Here is a 19,078-nt window from a genome sequence, read left to right on the forward strand (position 1 = left end):
GATCCGAGGGTCGGCCCTTTCCTTGATCGGAGCGCCGCCCGGGAGGCCCGGGGCGGGCATCCGTCAGGTATTGAGTTGCGCCCAGGCCTTGTCCAGCCGCTTCACGCTCACCGGCTGCGGCGTGCGCAATTCCTGCGCGAAGAAGCTCACGCGCAATTCCTCCAGCAGCCAGCGGAATTCCAGCATGCGGTCGTCCACCGCGCCCTTGCGCTCGGCGACGAGGCGCCAGTACCGTTGTTCCTGCGGGCGCAGTTCGGCGAGCCTCGATGCGTCGCGCGCAGGATCAGCGCGCAGCTTGTCCAGCCGGGCCGTGATCGCCTTCAGGTAGCGCGCAAAGTGCTGCAGCTGCGGCCACGGCGTATCGACGACGAAGCGCTTGCCGACGAGACGTTGCAGTTGCTGCGCGGCATCCTGCACTGAATCAGGTTGCACCTTGGTGTCCTTGATCTTGCGCGCCGCGGTGGCGTGTTCGGCGAGGATCACGCCTGCCAGGCGCGCGACCTCGTTCGCGATCAAAGTGAGGCGGCCGCGGCCTTCCTCGATGCGACGCTTGAAGGCGAATTCATCGGTGGGCAACGGCTCCTGCAGGAAGGCGCGGTCGAGCGCGACGTCGATGATCTGCGCGCGCAGTTCCTCGACCGTACCCAAGGGCATGAACTGCACGGCCATCTTCTGCAGGTCGGGGATGTTCTTCTCGAGGTACTTGAGCGCGTCCTTGAGTTGCAGGGCAACGAGGCGGCGCAGGCCCACGCGATGCTTGGCGGCTGCGACGGCGGGTTCGTCGAACACCTCGATCGTGACACCATCGGCATGGCCGTCATTGACCAGGGCCGGGAAGCCGACCAGCGACTGGGCACCGCGTCGCACTTCCATCAGTTCGGGCAGTTCCCCGAACGTCCAGGCCGTGTAGCGCTGGCCGGCGGGCAGCGAGGGCTCCGGCGCCTTCGCCCCGGCCGACGGCTGCGGCTTTCCGGCCACGGCCGGCGACGGCTTCGCATCCGGGGCCTTCTTGACGTTGAGCCCCGCCAGCGCCTGGAACGCACCGCGCGCCTGCGCACCCAGTTCCGCCTTGAGCGCACCGAGGTTGCGCCCCATGCCCAATTGACGGCCATGCTCGTCGACCACGCGCAGGTTCATGAACAGGTGCGGCGGCAGCATGTCGAGCTTGAAGTCGGCGCGCTTCACGTCGAGGCTGGTGATGTCGCGCACCTTCTTCAGCAGCGCATCCGTCAGCGAGCCCGAGCCGAAAGCCTCCGGTACCGCCATTTCCTCGGCCAGCCGGGTCGCCGATTCAGGCAGCGGCACCAAGCGCGAGCGCGGGCGCTGCGGCAGGCTCTTGAGCAGCGCCTGGATCTTGTCCTTGAGCATGCCGGTGACCAGCCATTCGCTGCGTTCCTCGCTGACTTGGTTGAGGACGAACAGCGGCACCGTCACGGTCAGGCCGTCGCGCGCATCGCCAGGTTCGTGCAGGTAGGTGGCGGCGCAATCGACGCCGCCGAGCCGGATCGTGGGCGGGAAGGATTGCGTCGTGATGCCGGCGGCCTGGTGCCGCATGAGTTCGTCGCGCGTGAGGAACAGCAGGCGCGGCTGCGTCGCCGACTCGTGGCGGTACCAGTTCTCGAAGGCGATGCCGCTGGCCACGTCAGGCGGCAGCTGGGCGTCATAGAAGGCGAAGATGAGTTCGTCATCGACCAGGACATCCTGCCGGCGTGCCTTGTGTTCCAGGCCTTCGACCTCGCGCACCAGCTTGCGATTGGCGGCAAGGAAGGGAAACTTGCTGTCCCACTGGCCGCCGACCAGCGCTTCACGGATGAAGATCTCGCGTGCCGCCACCGGGTCGACGCGGGTGAAGTCGACGCGGCGGCCGCTGTAGATGACGAGGCCGTACAGGGTGGCTCGCTCGAAGGCGGTGACCTGCGCGCCCTTCTTCTCCCAATGAGGGTCGAGCAGTTGCTTCTTCAGCAGATGACCGGCGACCTGCTCCAGCCATTGCGGTTCGATGTTGGCGATACCGCGGCCGAACAGTCGCGTGGTCTCGACCAGTTCCGCGACCACGATCCAGCGGCCCGGCTTCTTCTTCAGGTGGGCGCCGGGGTGGCGATAGAACTTGATGCCGCGCGCGCCCAGGTAGGCCTCGTCGTCCTCGACCTTCCAGCCGACGTTGCCGAGCAAGCCGGCGAGCATCGACAGGTGCAGGTGCTCGTAGCTGGCGGGTTGCGTGTTGATCTTCCACTTGTGCTCGGTGACGACGGTGAGCAACTGGGAATGGGTGTCGCGCCACTCGCGCACGCGGCGGATGTTGATGAAGTTCTGGCGGAGCAGTTGTTCGTATTGGCGGTTGGTGAGTTTGTGAGTGGGGAGACCCTCGCCCACTCCCGCGTGCGGAACTGGGTGCCGTTCACTCCCTCTCCCGCCTGCGGGAGAGGGTCGGGGTGAGGGCTGCCCTCCACGCGCCGCATGAATCCACTTCCACAACTGCAGATACCCGCTGAACTCGCTCTTCTCATCATCGAACTTCGCATGCGCCTGGTCCGCCTGCTGCTGCGCCTCCATCGGCCGGTCCCGCACGTCCTGCACACTCAGCGCCGATGCGATCACCAGCACCTCTTCCAGCGCGCCGCGCGAGCGCGCCTCCAGAATCATCCGACCCACGCGCGGATCCAGGGGCAGCCGCGCCAGCTCGCCGCCAATTGCCGTCAACTCATTCGCATCGTCGACCGCGCCCAATTCGTTGAGCAACTGGTAGCCGTCCGCGATCGCACGCGGCGACGGCGCCTCGAGGAACGGAAAGCGCGACACATCCCCCAACCGCAGCGACTTCATCCGCAGGATCACACCCGCCAGCGAGGAACGCAGGATTTCCGGGTCGGTGAAGCGCGGCCGGCCCGCGAAGTCCTTTTCGTCATAAAGCCGGATACAGATGCCGTTCGCGACGCGCCCGCAGCGACCCGCGCGCTGGTTGGCCGCGGCCTGGCTGATCGGCTCGACCAACAGTTGCTCGACCTTGCTGCGGAAGCTGTAGCGCTTGACCCGAGCCGTCCCTGTATCGATGACGTAGCGGATGCCCGGCACGGTCAACGAGGTCTCGGCCACGTTGGTGGCAAGCACCACGCGGCGGCCGGTGTGGCCTTCGAAGATGCGGTCCTGCTCGGCCTGCGACAGGCGTGCGAACAAGGGCAGCACCTCGGCGCCACGATACAGCGGCTGGTGCGCCAGGTGCTTGCGCAGGTGGTCGGCCGCCTCGCGGATCTCGCGCTCGCCGGGAAGGAAGATCAGGATGTCCCCGGCGTTGTGCGGGTCGCGCCAGAGTTCGTCCACGCCATCGGCAATCGCGTTGTTCAAGTCGTATTCGCGCGATTCCTCGAAGGGCCTCCAGCGTTGCTCGACCGGGAAGGTGCGGCCGGAGACATAGATGATCGGCGCGGGGCCGTTCCTCGACGCGAAGTGCGTGGCAAACCGATCCGCATCGATGGTCGCCGAGGTCACGATGACTTTCAGGTCCGGCCGGCGCGGCAGGATCTCGCGCAGGTAGCCCAGCAGGAAGTCGATGTTCAGCGAACGCTCGTGGGCCTCGTCGATGATCAGCGTGTCGTAGGCCTTGAGCAGCGGATCGGACTGGGTCTCCGCCAGCAAAATGCCGTCCGTCATCAGCTTGACCGAGGCGTCGCGGCTCAGCCGGTCCTGGAAACGCACCTTGAAGCCGACCACCTCACCCACTGGCGTCTTCAGTTCCTCGGCGATGCGCTTGGCCACCGAACTCGCGGCGATGCGTCGCGGTTGCGTGTGGCCGATGAGCCTGCCCTGCCCCGGCGCCGCGTTCAGCTTGCCCCGGCCGAGTTGCAGCGCAATCTTGGGCAACTGCGTGGTCTTGCCCGAACCGGTCTCGCCGCAGACGATGACCACCTGGTTGGCTTCGATGGCCGCGGCAATTTCATCGCGCCGCGCGGAGACGGGCAGCGATTCGGGAAACTCGATGCGGAGAGGGGAAGAAGTCGTCGTCAAGGGCCACGGGCCGCATTCGGCCAAACATTGAATTATCGGCGGGCGGGAAAAGAGTCGCGCACCTACAACCTTCCGACCGCGAAGGCAACGCCAAGAATGCACAATCGCCCCCCATGTCGACCGTCTTCAATTTCACCTTCGTCCCCTGGTTTCGCTCGGTGGCGCCCTACATCCACACGCACCGTGGCAAGACTTTCGTGGTCGCCATGGCAGGCGAGGCCATCGCGGCCGGCAAGCTGCCCAGCATCGCACAGGACTTGGCACTGATCCAGTCCATGGGTGTGAAGGTGGTGCTGGTGCACGGCTTTCGCCCTCAAGTCAACGAGCAGTTGCGCGCCAAGGGCCACGAGGCCCGCTATTCCCACGGCATGCGCATCACCGACGAAGTGGCGCTGGACTCGGCCCAGGAAGCGGCCGGCCAGTTGCGCTACGAGATCGAGGCTGCGTTCAGCCAGGGCCTGCCCAACACGCCGATGGCCGGCGCCACGGTGCGCGTGATCTCGGGCAACTTCATCACGGCGCGCCCGGTGGGCGTGGTGGACGGCGTGGACTTCAAGCACTCCGGCCTGGTGCGCAAGGTCGACGCCTCGGGCATTCGCCGGACCCTGGACTTCGGCGCCATGGTGCTGATCTCGCCCTTCGGCTTCTCGCCCACCGGCGAAGCCTTCAACCTCACGATGGAAGAGGTCGCGACCAGCGTCGCCATCTCGATCCAGGCCGACAAGCTGATCTTCCTGACCGAGGTGCCCGGCATCGCGCTCGATCCCGACCTCCCGGTGAGCGAGGACAACCCGATCGACACCGAACTGCCCCTGGACGCTGCCGAAAAGCTGCTGGCCAACATGGCGCCGGCGCAGCGCCCGACCGACGCGGCCTTCTACCTGCAGCACTGCGTGAAGGCCTGCAAGGCCGGCGTGGAGCGCAACCACATCCTGCCCTTTGCGGTGGATGGCTCGCTGCTGCTGGAGGTGTATGTGCACGATGGCATCGGCACCATGGTCATCGACGAGAAGCTCGAATCGCTGCGCGAGGCCACGGCCGACGACATCGGCGGCATCCTGCAACTGATCGAGCCTTTCGAACGCGACGGCACGCTGGTCAAGCGCGACCGCACCGAAATCGAGCGCGACATCGGCCACTACACGGTGATCGAGCATGACGGCGTGATCTTCGGCTGCGCCGCGCTGTACCCCTACCCCGAGGCCCGCACCGCCGAGATGGCCGCGCTGACCGTGTCGCCCAACGTGCAGGCGCAAGGCGATGGCGAGAAGATCCTCAAGCGCGTGGAGCAGCGTGCCAAGGCGGCCGGCCTCGAAAGCATCTTCGTGCTGACTACGCGCACCATGCACTGGTTCATGAAGCGCGGTTTCGTGCAGGTCGACCCCGACTGGCTGCCCGAGGCCCGCAAGCGCAAATACAACTGGGACCGCAAGAGCCAGGTGCTGGTCAAGAAGCTCTGACCCCGACGACATGAATCCGTTACTGAACAAACTCCAACCGTATCCCTTCGAACGTCTGCGCCAGTTGTTTGCCAACGTGACGCCGAACCCGGCGTTGCCACCGATCAGCCTGGGCATCGGCGAACCGAAGCATCCGACGCCGGACTTCATCAAGCATGCGCTGACCGCGGGCCTCGGCGCGCTGGCCGCCTATCCGGCCACCGCCGGCGAACAGAAGCTGCGCCAGTCCTTTACCGACTGGCTCCAGACGCGCTACGCCCTTGCGCTCGACCCGGCCACACAAGTGCTGCCGGTGAACGGCTCGCGCGAGGCGCTGTTCGCACTGGCGCAGACGGTCGTCGATGCGAGCGCCACGCCCGCACCCATCGTCGTCTCGCCCAATCCCTTCTATCAAATCTACGAAGGCGCGGCCCTGCTCGCCGGCGCCGAGACGTATTACGTCCCAAGCCGCGCCGACCGCAATTTCGCCGTGGACTGGGACAGCGTGCCCGACGAGGTCTGGGCCCGCGCACAACTGGTGTTCGTCTGCTCGCCGGGCAATCCAACCGGCGCCGTGATGCCGCTGGACGAATGGAAAAAGCTGTTCGCGCTCTCCGACCGCCACGGCTTCGTCATCGCCTCCGACGAGTGCTATAGCGAGATCTATTTCCGCGACGAGCCTCCGCTCGGTGGACTTGAAGCGGCGGCCAAGCTGGGCCGCGAGGACTTCAAGAACCTGATCGCCCTGACCTCCCTCTCCAAGCGCAGCAACGTGCCGGGCCTGCGCAGCGGCTTCGTGGCCGGCGACGCGGCCATCATCAAGAAATTCCTGCTCTATCGCACTTACCACGGCAGCGCCATGAGCGGCGCCGTGGCGGCCGCCAGCATCGCGGCCTGGGGCGATGAGCAGCACGTGGTCGAGAACCGCGCCCAGTACCGCGCCAAGTTCGCCGCGGTCACGCCGCTGCTCGAACCCGTGCTCGACGTGAAGCTGCCCGACGCCAGCTTCTACCTCTGGGCCGGCGTGCCCGCGAAGTGGAACGGCGACGACGCCGCCTTCGCCCGCGACCTGTACGCTCAATACAATGTGACGGTGTTGCCCGGCAGCTATCTGGCGCGCGACTCCGGCGGTGTCAATCCAGGCCGGGGGCGCATCCGCATGGCGCTCGTGGCCGGGACCGACGAATGCGTCGCCGCCGCCAACCGCATCGTCCAGTTCATCCAGTCGGGCCAATGACACGGCCCTTTTCTTGCATCCCCTCCGAGACTTCCTCCATGACCCAGCAACTCCAGCAGACCATCGACGCCGCGTGGGAAGACCGCGCCAACCTCTCCGCCGCCTCCGCGCCCGCCGAGATCCGCAAGGCGGTCGACCATGTGATCGCCGAGCTCAACAACGGCCACCTGCGCGTGGCCACGCGCGAAGGCGTCGGCCAGTGGACCGTGCACCAATGGATCAAGAAGGCCGTGCTGCTGTCCTTCCGCCTGAAGGACAACGAACAGATGCAGGCCGGCTCGCTCGGCTTCTACGACAAGGTGCCGACCAAGTTCTCGCACCTGTCGGCCGGTGAATTGAAGGAAGCCGGCGTGCGCATCGTGCCGCCGGCCGTGGCCCGCCGCGGCAGCTTCATCGCCAAGGGCGCGGTGCTGATGCCGTCGTACGTGAACATCGGCGCCTACGTCGGGGAAAACACCATGGTCGACACCTGGGCCACCGTGGGTTCTTGTGCACAGATCGGCGCCAACGTGCACCTGTCTGGCGGCGTGGGCATCGGCGGCGTTCTGGAACCGCTGCAGGCCGGCCCCACGATCATCGAAGACAACTGTTTCATCGGCGCCCGTTCGGAAGTGGTCGAAGGCGTGGTCATCGAGGAGAACTCGGTGCTGTCGATGGGCGTCTACATCGGCCAAAGCACGCCTATCTACGATCGCGCAACGGGTGAAATCACCTACGGTCGCGTGCCGGCGGGCTCTGTTGTCATCAGCGGGTCTCTCCCGAAGGACAACGGCCGCTACAGCCTCTATGCTGCAATCATTGTTAAACGCGTGGACGCACAAACCCGTGCCAAGACCTCGCTGAACGACTTGCTGCGCGACTGATTTCCCTACTCCCGTTCTTCAGGAAAGAGTGCCGATGAATACGATGGAACGCATCCTGCGATTGATGGCCGAACGAAAGGCCTCCGACATCTACCTGTCGGCGAATTCGCCGGCGCTGATTCGGATCAACGGGAATTGCGTACCCATCAACGGCCAGGTGCTGCCCCCAGCGGCGCCGCTTTCCTTGCTCGCCGAGGTGGTCCATGAAAGCCGCATCGCCGAGCTGGAGCGCACCGGCGAACTCAACATGGCCATCGCGATGGACGGCCTGGGCAACTTCCGCATCAGCGCCATGCGCCAGCGCGGCAGCTATGCGGTGGTGGTGCGGCACATCGCCTCGACCATCCCGACCTTCGCCGACCTGAACCTGCCCGACATCCTCAAGACGCTGATCATGGAAAAGCGCGGGCTGATCCTCATGGTCGGCGCCACAGGCGCGGGCAAGTCGACCACGCTGGCCTCGATGCTGGACTATCGCAACGAGCACGCGAGCGGCCACATCCTCACGGTGGAAGAGCCGATCGAATTCACCTTCACCAACAAGAAATCGATGGTGAACCAGCGCGACGTGGGCAGCGACACGCAGTCGCTGCAGATCGCATTGAAGAACGCGCTGCGCCAGGCACCGGACGTGATCCAGATCGGCGAGATCCGTGACCGCGAGACCATGACGGCCGCCATCGCCTACGCGCAGTCGGGCCACCTGTGCGTGGCCACGCTGCATGCCAACAACAGCTACCGCGCGCTGAACCGCATCCTGAGCTTCTACCCGGTGGAGGTCCGCAGCACGCTGCTGTCCGACCTGGGCTCGGCCCTGCGCGCCATCGTGGCGCAGCGCTTGCTGCGCACGCCGGTCGGCGCACGCGTGCCGGCCGTGGAGGTGATGCTGAACTCGGCCCTGGTGGCCGAGCTTATCGAGAAGGGCGACTTCTCCAGCGTCAAGGAAGCAATGGAGCAGTCGATGGCCGAAGGCTCGCAGACCTTCGAGGAAGACATCGCCCGCCTCATCCTGGACGAACGCGTGACGCGCGAGGAAGGCATGCTGCAGGCCGACTCGCCGACCAACCTCATGTGGCGCCTGCAGAACCGCAACAACCCCGCCACGAAGATCGACGACCGGGCGCTGCTGGACCAGATCGACGAACCCACCTTCACCGACATCACGCTCGACGTGAAATTCTGATTCGCAGGCGATTCGGAGAGGCACGTCGGGCAAAATCCGGGACCTCCCCGAAGTACCGCCCCACCGATGTCCCGCACGCTGCACCTTGCCGAACAACTGATCTCGCGCCCCTCTGTCACCCCGGACGACGGAGGATGCCAGCAGATCCTCGGTGAGCGGCTGGCGAAGCTGGGCTTCACGCTGGAGACCATCGAAAGCGGTCCTGCGGACTTCCGCGTGACCAACCTCTGGGCCCGGCGCACCGCGTCCACGCCCGGCGCAAAGACCATCGCCTTCGCCGGCCACACCGACGTGGTGCCCACCGGCCCGCTGGAGCAGTGGACCAGCCACCCCTTCACCCCCACGCACCGCGACGGCCTGCTCTACGGCCGCGGCGCCTGCGACATGAAGACCTCGCTGGCGGCCTTTGTCGTCGCGATCGAGGAGTTCCTGGTCGCCACGCCCGATCCGCATCTTTCGCTCGCGCTGCTGCTGACCAGCGACGAGGAAGGGCCAGGCGTCGACGGCACCGTCATCGTCTGCAACACGCTGGCGGCGCGCGGCGAAGTCGTCGACTACTGCATCGTCGGCGAGCCGACATCGGTGGAGCGTTGCGGCGACATGATCAAGAACGGGCGCCGCGGCACCATGAGCGGCAAGCTCACTGTCCACGGCGTGCAGGGCCACATCGCCTACCCGCACCTGGCGAAGAACCCGGTGCATGCCTTCGCGCCGGCGCTGGCGGAACTGGTCGCCATCAACACCAGCGGCGGCTGGGACGCCGGCAATGCGCACTTCCAGCCGACCAGTTGGCAGATCAGCAACTTCCATTCGGGCACCGGCGCGAGCAACGTCATTCCGGGTTCGGCCGTGATCGACTTCAACTTCCGCTTCTCGACCGAATCGACGCCGGAATCGCTGCAGCAAAAGGTGCATGCGGTGCTCGATGCCCACGGCCTGGACTACAAGCTGGCCTGGACGGTCGGTGGCCTGCCCTTCCTCACGCAGCCGGCGGAACTTGTGCGGGCGGTGCAGGACGCCATCCGCGACGAGACCGGCATCGCCACCGAACTGTCGACCAGCGGCGGCACCAGCGATGCGCGCTTCATCGCGAAGATCTGCAAGCAGGTGATCGAGCTGGGGCCGGTGAATGCCAACATCCACAAGATCGACGAGCACATCGCGGTGGACGCGATCGAGCCGTTGAAGAACATCTATCGGCGTACGTTGGAGAAGCTGGAAATGGCGGCGCGGTCATGAGCGCCGTGCAGTGTCGCCCCAAGCAAGCTCGCGTCCCCCTGGGGGGCAGCGAGGACACGAAGCGCCAAGCGAGGGAGCTCCAATGACCACAGTCATCGAACTGATCGAGGCCGGCGCGCAGCAACTCACCGACGCCGGTGTTGCCTTCGGCCACGGCACCACCAACGCATTCGACGAAGCCGCCTGGCTGGTGCTGTGGCAACTTCGCCTGCCGATCGACGACATCGACTCGGTGGCTGACAAGCCAGTGGCGCCAGCCGACGCCGAACGAGTCGCCGCTCTGTTGGAAACCCGCATCGAAACGCGCAAACCCGCTGCCTATCTCACCAAGGAAGCCTGGCTGCAAGGCGTGTCCTTCTACGTCGACGAACGGGCCATCGTGCCGCGCAGCTTCATCGCTGAACTCGTGGCCGACGGCACCATTGACTACTGGCTCAGTGAGCAGACACTGCAAGTGCTCGACCTGTGCACCGGCAACGGCAGTCTGGCCGTGCTGGCGGCCATGACCTACCCGGAAGTGCACGTGACCGGCGCGGACATCTCCACGGAGGCGCTCGAGGTTGCGGCCATCAACGTGACCCGGCACCAACTCGACCAGCGCATCACGCTCGTCAAGTCCGACGGCCTCGCCACCCTGCCCGGCCCTTACGACCTGATCCTCTGCAACCCGCCCTACGTCAACGCCTCCAGCATGGCCGCACTTCCCGCCGAATACCAGGCGGAGCCGCAACTGGCGCTGGCCGGCGGCGCGGACGGCATGGACTTCATCCGCACCCTGCTCGCCGCCGCGCCGGCAGTGATGAGCGAACAGGCCGTGCTGGTGCTGGAGATCGGCAACGAGCGCGAGAACTTCGAGGCGGCCTTTCCCACGCTGGAAACGATCTGGCTGGAATGTTCGGCCGGTGACGACCAAGTCCTGCTGCTGACCCGCGACGCGTTGCTGGCTTCGTGACCATCACGGCCGGAGGCGCCTCAATCCCGGCGCCGCCACACGGCAGTCACGCTTTGGGGATTTCGCTCCCAGCATCCGCTATCCGCAGGCTAGGCTGTAGCCAACATGACCGTTCTGCTCGACATCGCGCTTCCGCGCACCCTGGACCAGTGGAAGAAGCAGTTGCCTGCCACGGCGCGTCCAAGCGTGACGGTCGAGGGGTGGTTGTTCGAGGGCCCACCAACTCGCCGCGCCGCGGAGCGACAACTTCGCCTCGCCGGCGTCGAGGCCCGCCTGTACAGCGCCTACAAACCGCTGGTACACCACTTCCTTGAGACGGTGGCCCGCGAAAGACTGGCCCGGACCACTGTGCACTACCCGGTGCATCCGAACGCACCGCCACGCCGGTTCGCACTCGAAGCGTATCCGCTGGTCGAGATGCTCGGCGACGCACAACTGCGGCTCGTGCCCAAGCGCGAGTCCGACCAGGTACCTGTCTACGAAGTCGAACTCGAATGGCGCGACGGCCGCCGCCGCACCGATACCGTGTTCGCGCCCAACCGCGTGCACGTCGACCATGTCGGCGAAACCTTGTTGTCGCCCACCGCGTGGCTGAGGCAACAGCGTGGAGAGAAGATCATCGCGGACGGCCCGCAAGAGTCCGAGCATGAAGCCGTCTTCCGACACGCGATGGATTGCATCCGGCATCACGGCTGGCCCGCAGAGGAACCGTACTTCGAACGTCTGGACATTCGCGTCGACCTCCCAGGCATCGCGTCGGCACCTGCCCGGGAAACCGGTTGGATCAACACCCACGAGGCACTGCACGAAGACCTGTACTTCTCGCTGCTCGAAGTGTTCCAGCAGCGCAGCGGACGGCCGGCCGGTGACCGTCGGCTGCAGCCTGGCCAGATCGTGCCGGACATCCGGCCCGGCAAGAAGGGGGCTGTGCGGCTGCGCATCAGCGTCGGCCCGTGGACACCCTCGGGCAAAGCGTCGGAGTTGCCGGACGATGCGCCGCTGGCCCGTGCAGTCGCGCCGCTCGCGCCCGTCCGCGTCGCACAAGAACTCGACCGCATCCCAGGACAGCGCTTCGAAGCCACCAGCTTGCAGGGTCGCGCGGTGACGGGTGTCTATCGCCAAGGCGCCGGCGCGGCCTTGATCATCAGCGGTGCCCAACACGCCAATGAAACTTCCGGCGTGGTCGGCGCCCTCCGAGCCGCACAAGAACTGGCCCGCCGCCCCGACGCGCACTTCGCCCTGATCCCGCTGGAGAACCCCGACGGCTACGCGCTGCACCGCGAACTGTGCGCCAACGCGCCGCGACACATGCACCACGCCGCCCGCTACACCGCGTTGGGCGACGACCTCGAATACCGCGAAGCGCCGCCCTACTTCGAGCGCGAGGCCCGCCACCAGGCCTTCGCGCTTTCGGGCGCCCCGCTGCACATCAACCTCCACGGCTACCCCGCCCACGAATGGACACGCCCTTTCACCGGCTACATCCCGCGCGGCTTCGAGCTCTGGACCGTACCCAAGGGCTTCTTCCTCATCGTGCGCCACCACACCGGCTGGGCCGCGCAGGCCCGCGCGCTAACCGAGCATGTCTGCCGCGAGCTGGCCCGCCGCGAAGACCTCATGGCCTTCAACGCGAAACAGCGTGCCAGCTACAATGCCCACGCCGGCGAGCTCCCCTTCGAAGTCATCCACGGCACGGCCTGCATGATCAGCGAGGTCAATCGTCCGGGCCCCGCCCTGACCTTGATCACCGAGTTTCCAGACGAAACGATCTACGGCGAACCCTTCATCCTTGCCCATGACACCCAGACCGCGACCGTGCTCGCAGCGGTCGATGCCCTGGGCACCCTGACACTGCCATGATCACCCTCAAGAACGTCGTCCTGCGTCGCAGCGCCAAGGTGCTGCTGGACGGCGCGACCGTCACCCTCAACCCCGCCGAGAAGGTGGGCCTGGTCGGCCGCAACGGCGCCGGCAAGTCCACGCTCTTCGCGCTGCTCAACGGCACGCTGCACGAGGACGGCGGCGACTTCTCGATCCCCAAGCAATGGCGCATGGCGCAGGTCGCGCAGAACATGCCCGAGACCAGCGAGCCCGCCACCGATTTCGTGGTCTGCGGCGACACGCGCCTGGTCGAGTTGCGCGAGGCCTTGGCCGCCGCCGAGCGCGCCCATGAAGCCGACCCGGACGACCACGATGCCGGCATGGCCCTGGCCCATGCCTACACCGACCTGGCCGATGCCGGCGAGCATGACGCGGTGCCGCGCGCACAGGCGCTGATTCTCGGCCTTGGCTTCAAGAGCCATGAACTCGACCATCCGGTCGACAGCTTCTCCGGCGGCTGGCGCATGCGCCTGCAACTGGCCCGCGCGCTGATGTGCCCGAGCGACCTGCTGCTGCTCGACGAACCGACGAACCACCTGGACCTGGACGCCCTGGTCTGGCTCGAGTCGTGGCTGCAGAAGTACGAGGGCACGATGATCGTCATCAGCCATGACCGCGAGTTCCTCGACGCGGTCACCGACGTCACCCTGCACATCGAGCATGCCAAGCTGACCCGCTACGGCGGCAACTACAGCAAGTTCGAGGAAATGCGCGCGCTGCAGATGGAGCAGCAGCAACAGGCCTTCGCCAAGCAGCAGGACAAGATCGCCCACCTGCAGAAGTTCATCGACCGCTTCAAGGCCAAGGCCAGCAAGGCCAAGCAGGCGCAGAGCCGCGTCAAGGCGCTGGACCGCATGGTCAAGGTCGCGCCGCTGCTGGCCGAGGCCGACTTCACCTTCGAGTTCAAGGAGCCGGGCAACATCCCGAACCCGATGCTGTCGATCACGCAGGCGAGCTTCGGCTACGAAATGGAAGACGCGCCGCCCAAGACCATCCTGACCGGCGTGAGCCGCTCGGTGCAGGCCGGCCAGCGCATCGGCATCCTGGGCGCCAACGGGCAGGGCAAGTCGACGCTGGTGAAGACCATCGCCCGCGAGATGGGCGCCCTGGCCGGCACCCTCACCGAGGGCAAGGGCCTGAACATCGGCTACTTCGCGCAGCAGGAACTCGACGTGCTGCGCCCGCAGGACACGCCGCTGGAGCACATGGTCCGCATGGCCCGCGAGCTCGGCGCCAATGCGAAGGAAGCCACCGGTGAACAGGCCCTGCGCGGCTTCCTCGGCAGCTTCAATTTCAGCGGCGACATGGTCAAGCAACCGGTCGGTACGATGAGCGGCGGCGAGAAGGCGCGCCTGGTGCTGGCCATGATGGTCTGGCAGCGCCCCAACCTGCTGCTGCTCGACGAGCCAACCAACCACCTGGACCTGGCCACGCGCGAGGCCCTGGCCGTGGCGCTGAACGAATTCGAAGGCACGCTGATGCTGGTGAGCCACGACCGGGCGCTGCTGCGCTCGGTGTGCGACGAGTTCTGGCTAGTCGGCCGTGGCGGCGTGACCGATTTCGACGGCGACCTGGACGACTACCAGCGCTACCTGCTCGACGAGGCCAAGCGCCTGCGCGAAGAGGCCAAGGAGGCCGTGCGTTCCGCGGCCGCCGCACCACCGGCCCCGGCGCCCGTTGCGGCCCCGGCACCTTCCCCGGCACCCGCCGCCGGCAAGGAAGCGCGCAAGCAAGATGCCCAATCGCGCCAGCAACTCAGCGAGCAGCAGAAGCCGCTCAAGCGCGAGATCGCGCAGATCGACGCCCGCCTCGCCACCGCCAGCGCCGACAAGGCCACGCTCGAGGCGCGACTGGCCGAGCCCCTGCCGCCCGCGGAAATCGCCGAGGCTGGCAAGCGCCTGAAGGCGCTCAACGACGAAATCGCGGGTCTGGAAGAGCGCTGGCTGACGCTGTCGGATCAACTGGAGTCACTGGCGGCCTGAGCCTGCTACCCTGCGGGGCATGCCCTCCGCCATCGAACTCGCCCAGGGCGATCCGAAGCTGATCGCCGCCATCCGCCGCAGCCGCAGCCTGCTGCGGCGCAAGGCCTTGCTCGGCGCCGCTGCCAGCGCCATCCCGCTTCCGGGCCTGGATTGGGCGACCGATGCGGCGCTGCTGTCCCGCGTAGTGCCCCAGATCAGTGCCGAATTCGGCCTCTCGCTGACGCAGCTCGAGAAACTTGGCCCGCAGCGCCGCGAAGGCGTGCAGAAAGCAGCCGCCGCGGTCGGCGCGCTGCTGGTCGGCAAGTTGATCACCCGTGAATTGTTACTGGCGCTGGCCAGGCGGGTCGGCGTGCGCATGACCGCCAAACAGGCCACGAAGTACGTGCCGATGGCCGGCCAGGCCGTTTCGGCCCTGCTGGGCTACGCCGCACTGAGCACCCTGGGCGAACAGCACATCAAGGACTGTGTCCGGGTCGCCATCGCGGCTCGGCATTTGCTCCCCCCGCCCTCGGATGCCTGAAACATCGTTGACAAATCACCACAACTAAATATGAACGTTACCGGAGCGCCGCCAATTTCGCCCGAAGGCTCGGTATAGTCCTCGACAGAAGGTGCATTGGACACTCGAAAAAAGCGGGTGTGTACTTTTTTCTTAAATAGGGATGGCGAATTAGAGATACGTAGTTGAACGTGCGGATGAGACACAAGGACTAGGGATGAGCGAGACGGACATTTCAGCCGCAATTGAACGTGTGATGGGACGCGTGGACTACTATCTTCATTGCGAACTCGATGAAGAGTACGAGCACGATCGCCCTGACGCTGCACGCCGACAACTCGAAGCCGCATTGCGCGCGGAATTGCTGCGCGCGAGCGCCGTGGGCCTGGTTACCACGATGACGCAGGCGCCGACGACGCCCATCATGAGCCGGATCTTCAGCGCCAACGGATTCGCGGCCTGAGATTTTTCAGTCGGGTGACGCCGCATCAATTGGCGCGCGTCGGCTCTGTTCTGCACTTCTGAATTTCCTGTCCTCCGAATTGAGCAAGGGTTTACGCCAACCCCGGCCAATGGAGGCGGATTCGGCGCGCCTGTCAATTTGCGATGCAGTTGGCTGCGGAATCCCGATGTGAAATGCCGGGTCACCATTGGCCGGTCAAAAAACTCTGAGGCCGGGCTGGCCAGCCTTGGCCCCTTTGCAATACTCCCGGGAATTCTTGCGCATGTTTTGCAAACGATGGCACGGGATGTCAATGACATTCAATGCCGTCGGGTCGGCACAATGTAGGCCCACTGCCCGGGCCAAGCCACATTGATCTTGTCCTTCATGGCCGCCACGATGACTCGCCGGCCATGTCCATTGGGGACGCGGGCCGCAGGTATTCGCCCGATGACTTCGTCTCCGGCCGGGTCCGTAGAGCGGGGCGTACATCCCGCTCGCCTGGCGCGCTGGCGAGCGCAGCACCGTGCTGGTGATGTGACGCAGGAATTCAGGCCCGCATCGGCCAGTACATCGCGCAGCACGGCCTCGACCTGAAAACTTGAGGGCATCCCGCGTCCTATTGCCCCGTACGCCGTCGATTTTTCCGCGAGGAATTGAAGAGCAGGAACAGGGCCACCTGCGTCGTGCGCAACTCGATATGGCGTGTCGAGCCCGAAGAGAAGCGACCGCATTTGGACGCTGAGCTTCACGCGTATTGGTTTTGCAAAAATAGCGACCCGTTTGTGAATGGCAAGGCGTTTCCGGCACGCGCCGGATGCCACGTCCCCTGACCGGAGGATGGATGGGCTTCCACCCGCCTTGGGTGGTGCCGCAATGGCGGCCGGACCGAATCATGTGCGCTCACGCAAGAAAAGGATTTCATGATTCCGGACCACCCTGCCCTGCACGATGCGCGGCCGTTCAGATTGCTATCGAACGGCCGATTGCTCGATGCGCCCACTACATTCCCGGTCATCGACCCCGCCACGGAAGCCGTGCTCGCGCACGCGCCCGACTGCACGGCCGCGATGCTCGACGCCACGGTGGAGGCCGCGCAGGCCGCATTCCCGGGCTGGCGCGACAAGAGCATTGACGAGCGCCGGCAACGGCTCCAGTCGCTGGCGCAATGCCTGCAGGACAACGCCGAGTCACTCGCGCTGCTGCTGACAGCCGAGCAGGGCCGCCCGCTGGCACTGGCACGCAATGAAGTGCTGGGCTCGCGCCCTGGAATTTTCCGCTGACTCTCGCGGTGTGGAAGCTGGCGCCGGCCCTGCTCTGCGGCAACACGGTCATCGTCAAGCCCTCGCCTTTCACGCCGCTCACGGCCCTGCGCCTCGGCGATTTGATGGCCGACCTGTTCCCTGCGGGCGTGGTCAACGTCCTCTCAGGCGGGGATCAACTGGGGCCGCTGCTCACGGCGCACGCCGGCATCGCCAAGGTGGCCTTTACCGGTTCGACCGCGACCGGCCGGCGCGTGATGGCGGCGGCGGCATCGACGCTCAAGCACCTGACGCTGGAACTCGGCGGCAACGACGCGGCCATCGTGATGCCCGACGTCGATGTGAAGAAGGTCGCGCGGCGCCTGTTCATAGGCGCCTTCCTCAACTCGGACCAGGTCTGCATCGCGGCCAAGCGCATCTATGTGCATGAGGCGATCTACGACGAATTCGCGAAGGCCTTCGTGGCGGCGGCGGAGGCGGCGCGCGTGGGCAATGGGCTGGACGAGACCGTGGTGCTGGGGCCTGTGCAGAACAAGTTGCAGTACGAGCGCGTGCGGGAACTCATCGGGGCCACGCGCGATGCGGGCCATCGATTCCTCACGGGCGGTTCGGCCAGCGAAGGTCCTGGTTACTTCATTGCGCCAACTGTTGTCGACAACCCGCCAGACGACGCGCGGGTGGTGGTCGAAGAACCCTTCGGCCCCATCGTTCCGCTGCTGCGCTTCTCCGAGGTCGACGAAGTCGTGCGCCGCGCCAATGCGACGGAGTTCGGCCTCGGCGCGTCGGTGTGGTCCGCCGATATCGCGGCGGCCCAAGCCATCGGCGAACGGCTGGACGTCGGCACGGTGTGGATCAACAGCGTGCACCTGCTGGATCCGCAAGCGCCCTTTGCTGGCCGCAAGCAGTCGGGCCTGGGCATCGAGAACGGCCCTGAAGGGCTGCTCGAGTTCACGGCCATCCAGACGATGGTCACCCCTAGCTAATCGAATCGAAAAATGCAAATGAAATCCAAGGCCGTGGTGTTCCGCGGCGACGGCCAGGCCGTGGGCGTTGAAGACATCCTGGTCGACCCGCCGGGCCCCGGCGAAGTGATGATCAAGCTGGCCGCCTGCGGCGTGTGCCACAGCGATCTTTCCGTGACCAATGGCACCCTCCCCTGCCCACGCCGGTGGTGTTGGGCCATGAAGGCGCCGGCGTCGTCACGCAGGTCGGCGCGGGCGTGACGGACCTGAAGGTGGGCGACCCGGTCATCAGCAGCTTCGTTCACACCTGCGGCAAGTGCCGCTATTGCGTGACGGGCCGGGCCAACCTCTGCGAGGGTGGGCGGTCGGCACCGGGCACGCTGTTCGGCGGGCACCGTCGTACGTCGGACAGCAAGGGCGAGCCGCTCAACGTGATGGGCGGCTGCGGCGTGATGGCCGAGTACGCGACGCTGCATGAGAACAGCGTCGTGAAAATCGCGCCCGGCGTGCCGCTGGACCGCTGCGCCCTCATCGGCTGCGGCGTGATGACCGGCTGGGGCGCGGCCTGCAACACGGCCAAGGTGGAGCCGGGCTCGATCTGCGTGGTGTTCGGCGCTGGCGGCGTCGGGCTCAGCACCATCCAGGGCTGCCAGAACGCGGGCGCCACGATGATCGTGGCCGTGGACATGCTGGCACACAAGCTGGAGATGGCCCGGACCTTCGGCGCGACGCATGTCATCGACGCATCGAAGTCGGAGAACCTGCTGAAGGAACTGCGCAAGCTCACCGGTGGTGGCGCCGACTATGCCTTCGAATGCGTGGGGCATGGGGCGATCGTGGCGCAGGCCTATGCCTGTCTTCGCAATGGCGGCACAGCGGTGGTGGTGGGGCTTTCGTCGCCGGACAACACCACTACGCTGCGCACGGCGAGCTTCGCCTTCGAGGAGAAGACGCTGAAGGGCAGCTTCTATGGATCGACCCGGCCGCGGCATGACTTCCCGAGGCTGGTCGGCCTCTACCAGGCGGGCAAGCTCAAGCTCGATGAGTTGATCACGAAGCGCTATCGCATCGAGGAGGCGCCGCAGGCCTTCGAGGACCTGGCGGCCGGACGCAATGACGCGGCGTGATCGTGTTC

12 protein-coding genes and 2 pseudogenes are annotated in these 19,078 nt (G+C 66.1%); 13 read left to right on the top strand and 1 reads right to left on the bottom strand.

Annotated elements, in window-relative coordinates; all coding sequences use genetic code 11:
- Positions 1 to 63: 63 nt before the first annotated feature.
- Positions 64 to 4,002 carry an ATP-dependent RNA helicase HrpA gene (gene hrpA, locus WKW79_RS03375; RefSeq protein WP_340333673.1) on the bottom strand — a complete coding sequence of 1,313 codons (3,939 nt, stop codon included), beginning with the start codon at positions 4,000 to 4,002 and terminating at the stop codon, positions 64 to 66.
- A gap of 113 nt (positions 4,003 to 4,115) precedes the next feature.
- Here hrpA and argA point away from each other — a divergent pair, with 113 nt between their 5' ends.
- From argA to WKW79_RS37020, 13 genes and pseudogenes are all read left to right on the top strand, one after another.
- Positions 4,116 to 5,462 (top strand): amino-acid N-acetyltransferase, encoded by a 1,347-nt coding sequence (argA, locus tag WKW79_RS03380; RefSeq protein ID WP_340333674.1) that lies wholly within the window; start codon positions 4,116 to 4,118, stop codon positions 5,460 to 5,462.
- Positions 5,463 to 5,472: 10 nt separating this feature from the next.
- Positions 5,473 to 6,678, top strand: a complete 1,206-nt coding sequence (gene dapC / locus WKW79_RS03385) for a succinyldiaminopimelate transaminase (protein ID WP_340333675.1) — start codon at positions 5,473 to 5,475, stop codon at positions 6,676 to 6,678.
- Between the two features lie 38 nt (positions 6,679 to 6,716).
- A complete protein-coding gene (gene dapD / locus WKW79_RS03390; protein ID WP_340333676.1) occupies positions 6,717 to 7,541 on the top strand; it encodes a 2,3,4,5-tetrahydropyridine-2,6-dicarboxylate N-succinyltransferase in 825 nt (274 codons plus the stop codon).
- A 34-nt stretch (positions 7,542 to 7,575) separates the two neighbouring features.
- Positions 7,576 to 8,724: a PilT/PilU family type 4a pilus ATPase gene (locus WKW79_RS03395; RefSeq protein WP_340333677.1), complete on the top strand. Its 1,149-nt coding sequence runs from the start codon at positions 7,576 to 7,578 to the stop codon at positions 8,722 to 8,724.
- A gap of 66 nt (positions 8,725 to 8,790) precedes the next feature.
- On the top strand, positions 8,791 to 9,963 hold the full coding sequence (dapE, locus tag WKW79_RS03400; protein WP_340333678.1) for a succinyl-diaminopimelate desuccinylase: 1,173 nt from the start codon (positions 8,791 to 8,793) through the stop codon (positions 9,961 to 9,963).
- 82 nt (positions 9,964 to 10,045) lie between these two features.
- The gene (prmB, locus tag WKW79_RS03405; protein WP_340333679.1) at positions 10,046 to 10,915 is read left to right on the top strand and encodes a 50S ribosomal protein L3 N(5)-glutamine methyltransferase; all 870 of its coding nucleotides are present in this window, start codon (positions 10,046 to 10,048) and stop codon (positions 10,913 to 10,915) included.
- Positions 10,916 to 11,020: 105 nt separating this feature from the next.
- Positions 11,021 to 12,775 carry a peptidase M14 gene (locus tag WKW79_RS03410; protein WP_340333680.1) on the top strand — a complete coding sequence of 585 codons (1,755 nt, stop codon included), beginning with the start codon at positions 11,021 to 11,023 and terminating at the stop codon, positions 12,773 to 12,775.
- Positions 12,772 to 14,778 carry an ABC-F family ATP-binding cassette domain-containing protein gene (locus WKW79_RS03415; RefSeq protein WP_340333681.1) on the top strand — a complete coding sequence of 669 codons (2,007 nt, stop codon included), beginning with the start codon at positions 12,772 to 12,774 and terminating at the stop codon, positions 14,776 to 14,778. The genes WKW79_RS03410 and WKW79_RS03415 overlap by 4 nt, the downstream gene beginning before the upstream one ends.
- Before the next feature lie 19 nt (positions 14,779 to 14,797).
- Positions 14,798 to 15,298 (top strand): hypothetical protein, encoded by a 501-nt coding sequence (locus WKW79_RS03420; protein ID WP_340333682.1) that lies wholly within the window; start codon positions 14,798 to 14,800, stop codon positions 15,296 to 15,298.
- Between the two features lie 196 nt (positions 15,299 to 15,494).
- A complete protein-coding gene (locus tag WKW79_RS03425) occupies positions 15,495 to 15,740 on the top strand; it encodes a hypothetical protein (RefSeq protein WP_340333683.1) in 246 nt (81 codons plus the stop codon).
- A gap of 902 nt (positions 15,741 to 16,642) precedes the next feature.
- Positions 16,643 to 17,964: pseudogene (locus tag WKW79_RS03430) on the top strand (aldehyde dehydrogenase family protein).
- A 108-nt stretch (positions 17,965 to 18,072) separates the two neighbouring features.
- Positions 18,073 to 18,380: pseudogene (locus WKW79_RS37015) on the top strand (alcohol dehydrogenase catalytic domain-containing protein); the annotation flags it as partial.
- 108 nt (positions 18,381 to 18,488) lie between these two features.
- Complete coding sequence (locus WKW79_RS37020; RefSeq protein WP_422823808.1) at positions 18,489 to 19,070, top strand: zinc-binding dehydrogenase; 582 nt, start codon at positions 18,489 to 18,491, stop codon at positions 19,068 to 19,070.
- Positions 19,071 to 19,078 lie beyond the last annotated feature (8 nt).

The organism is Variovorax robiniae, from assembly GCF_037889955.1.
In the GTDB taxonomy this organism is placed as follows: Bacteria; Pseudomonadota; Gammaproteobacteria; order Burkholderiales; family Burkholderiaceae_C; genus Variovorax; species Variovorax robiniae.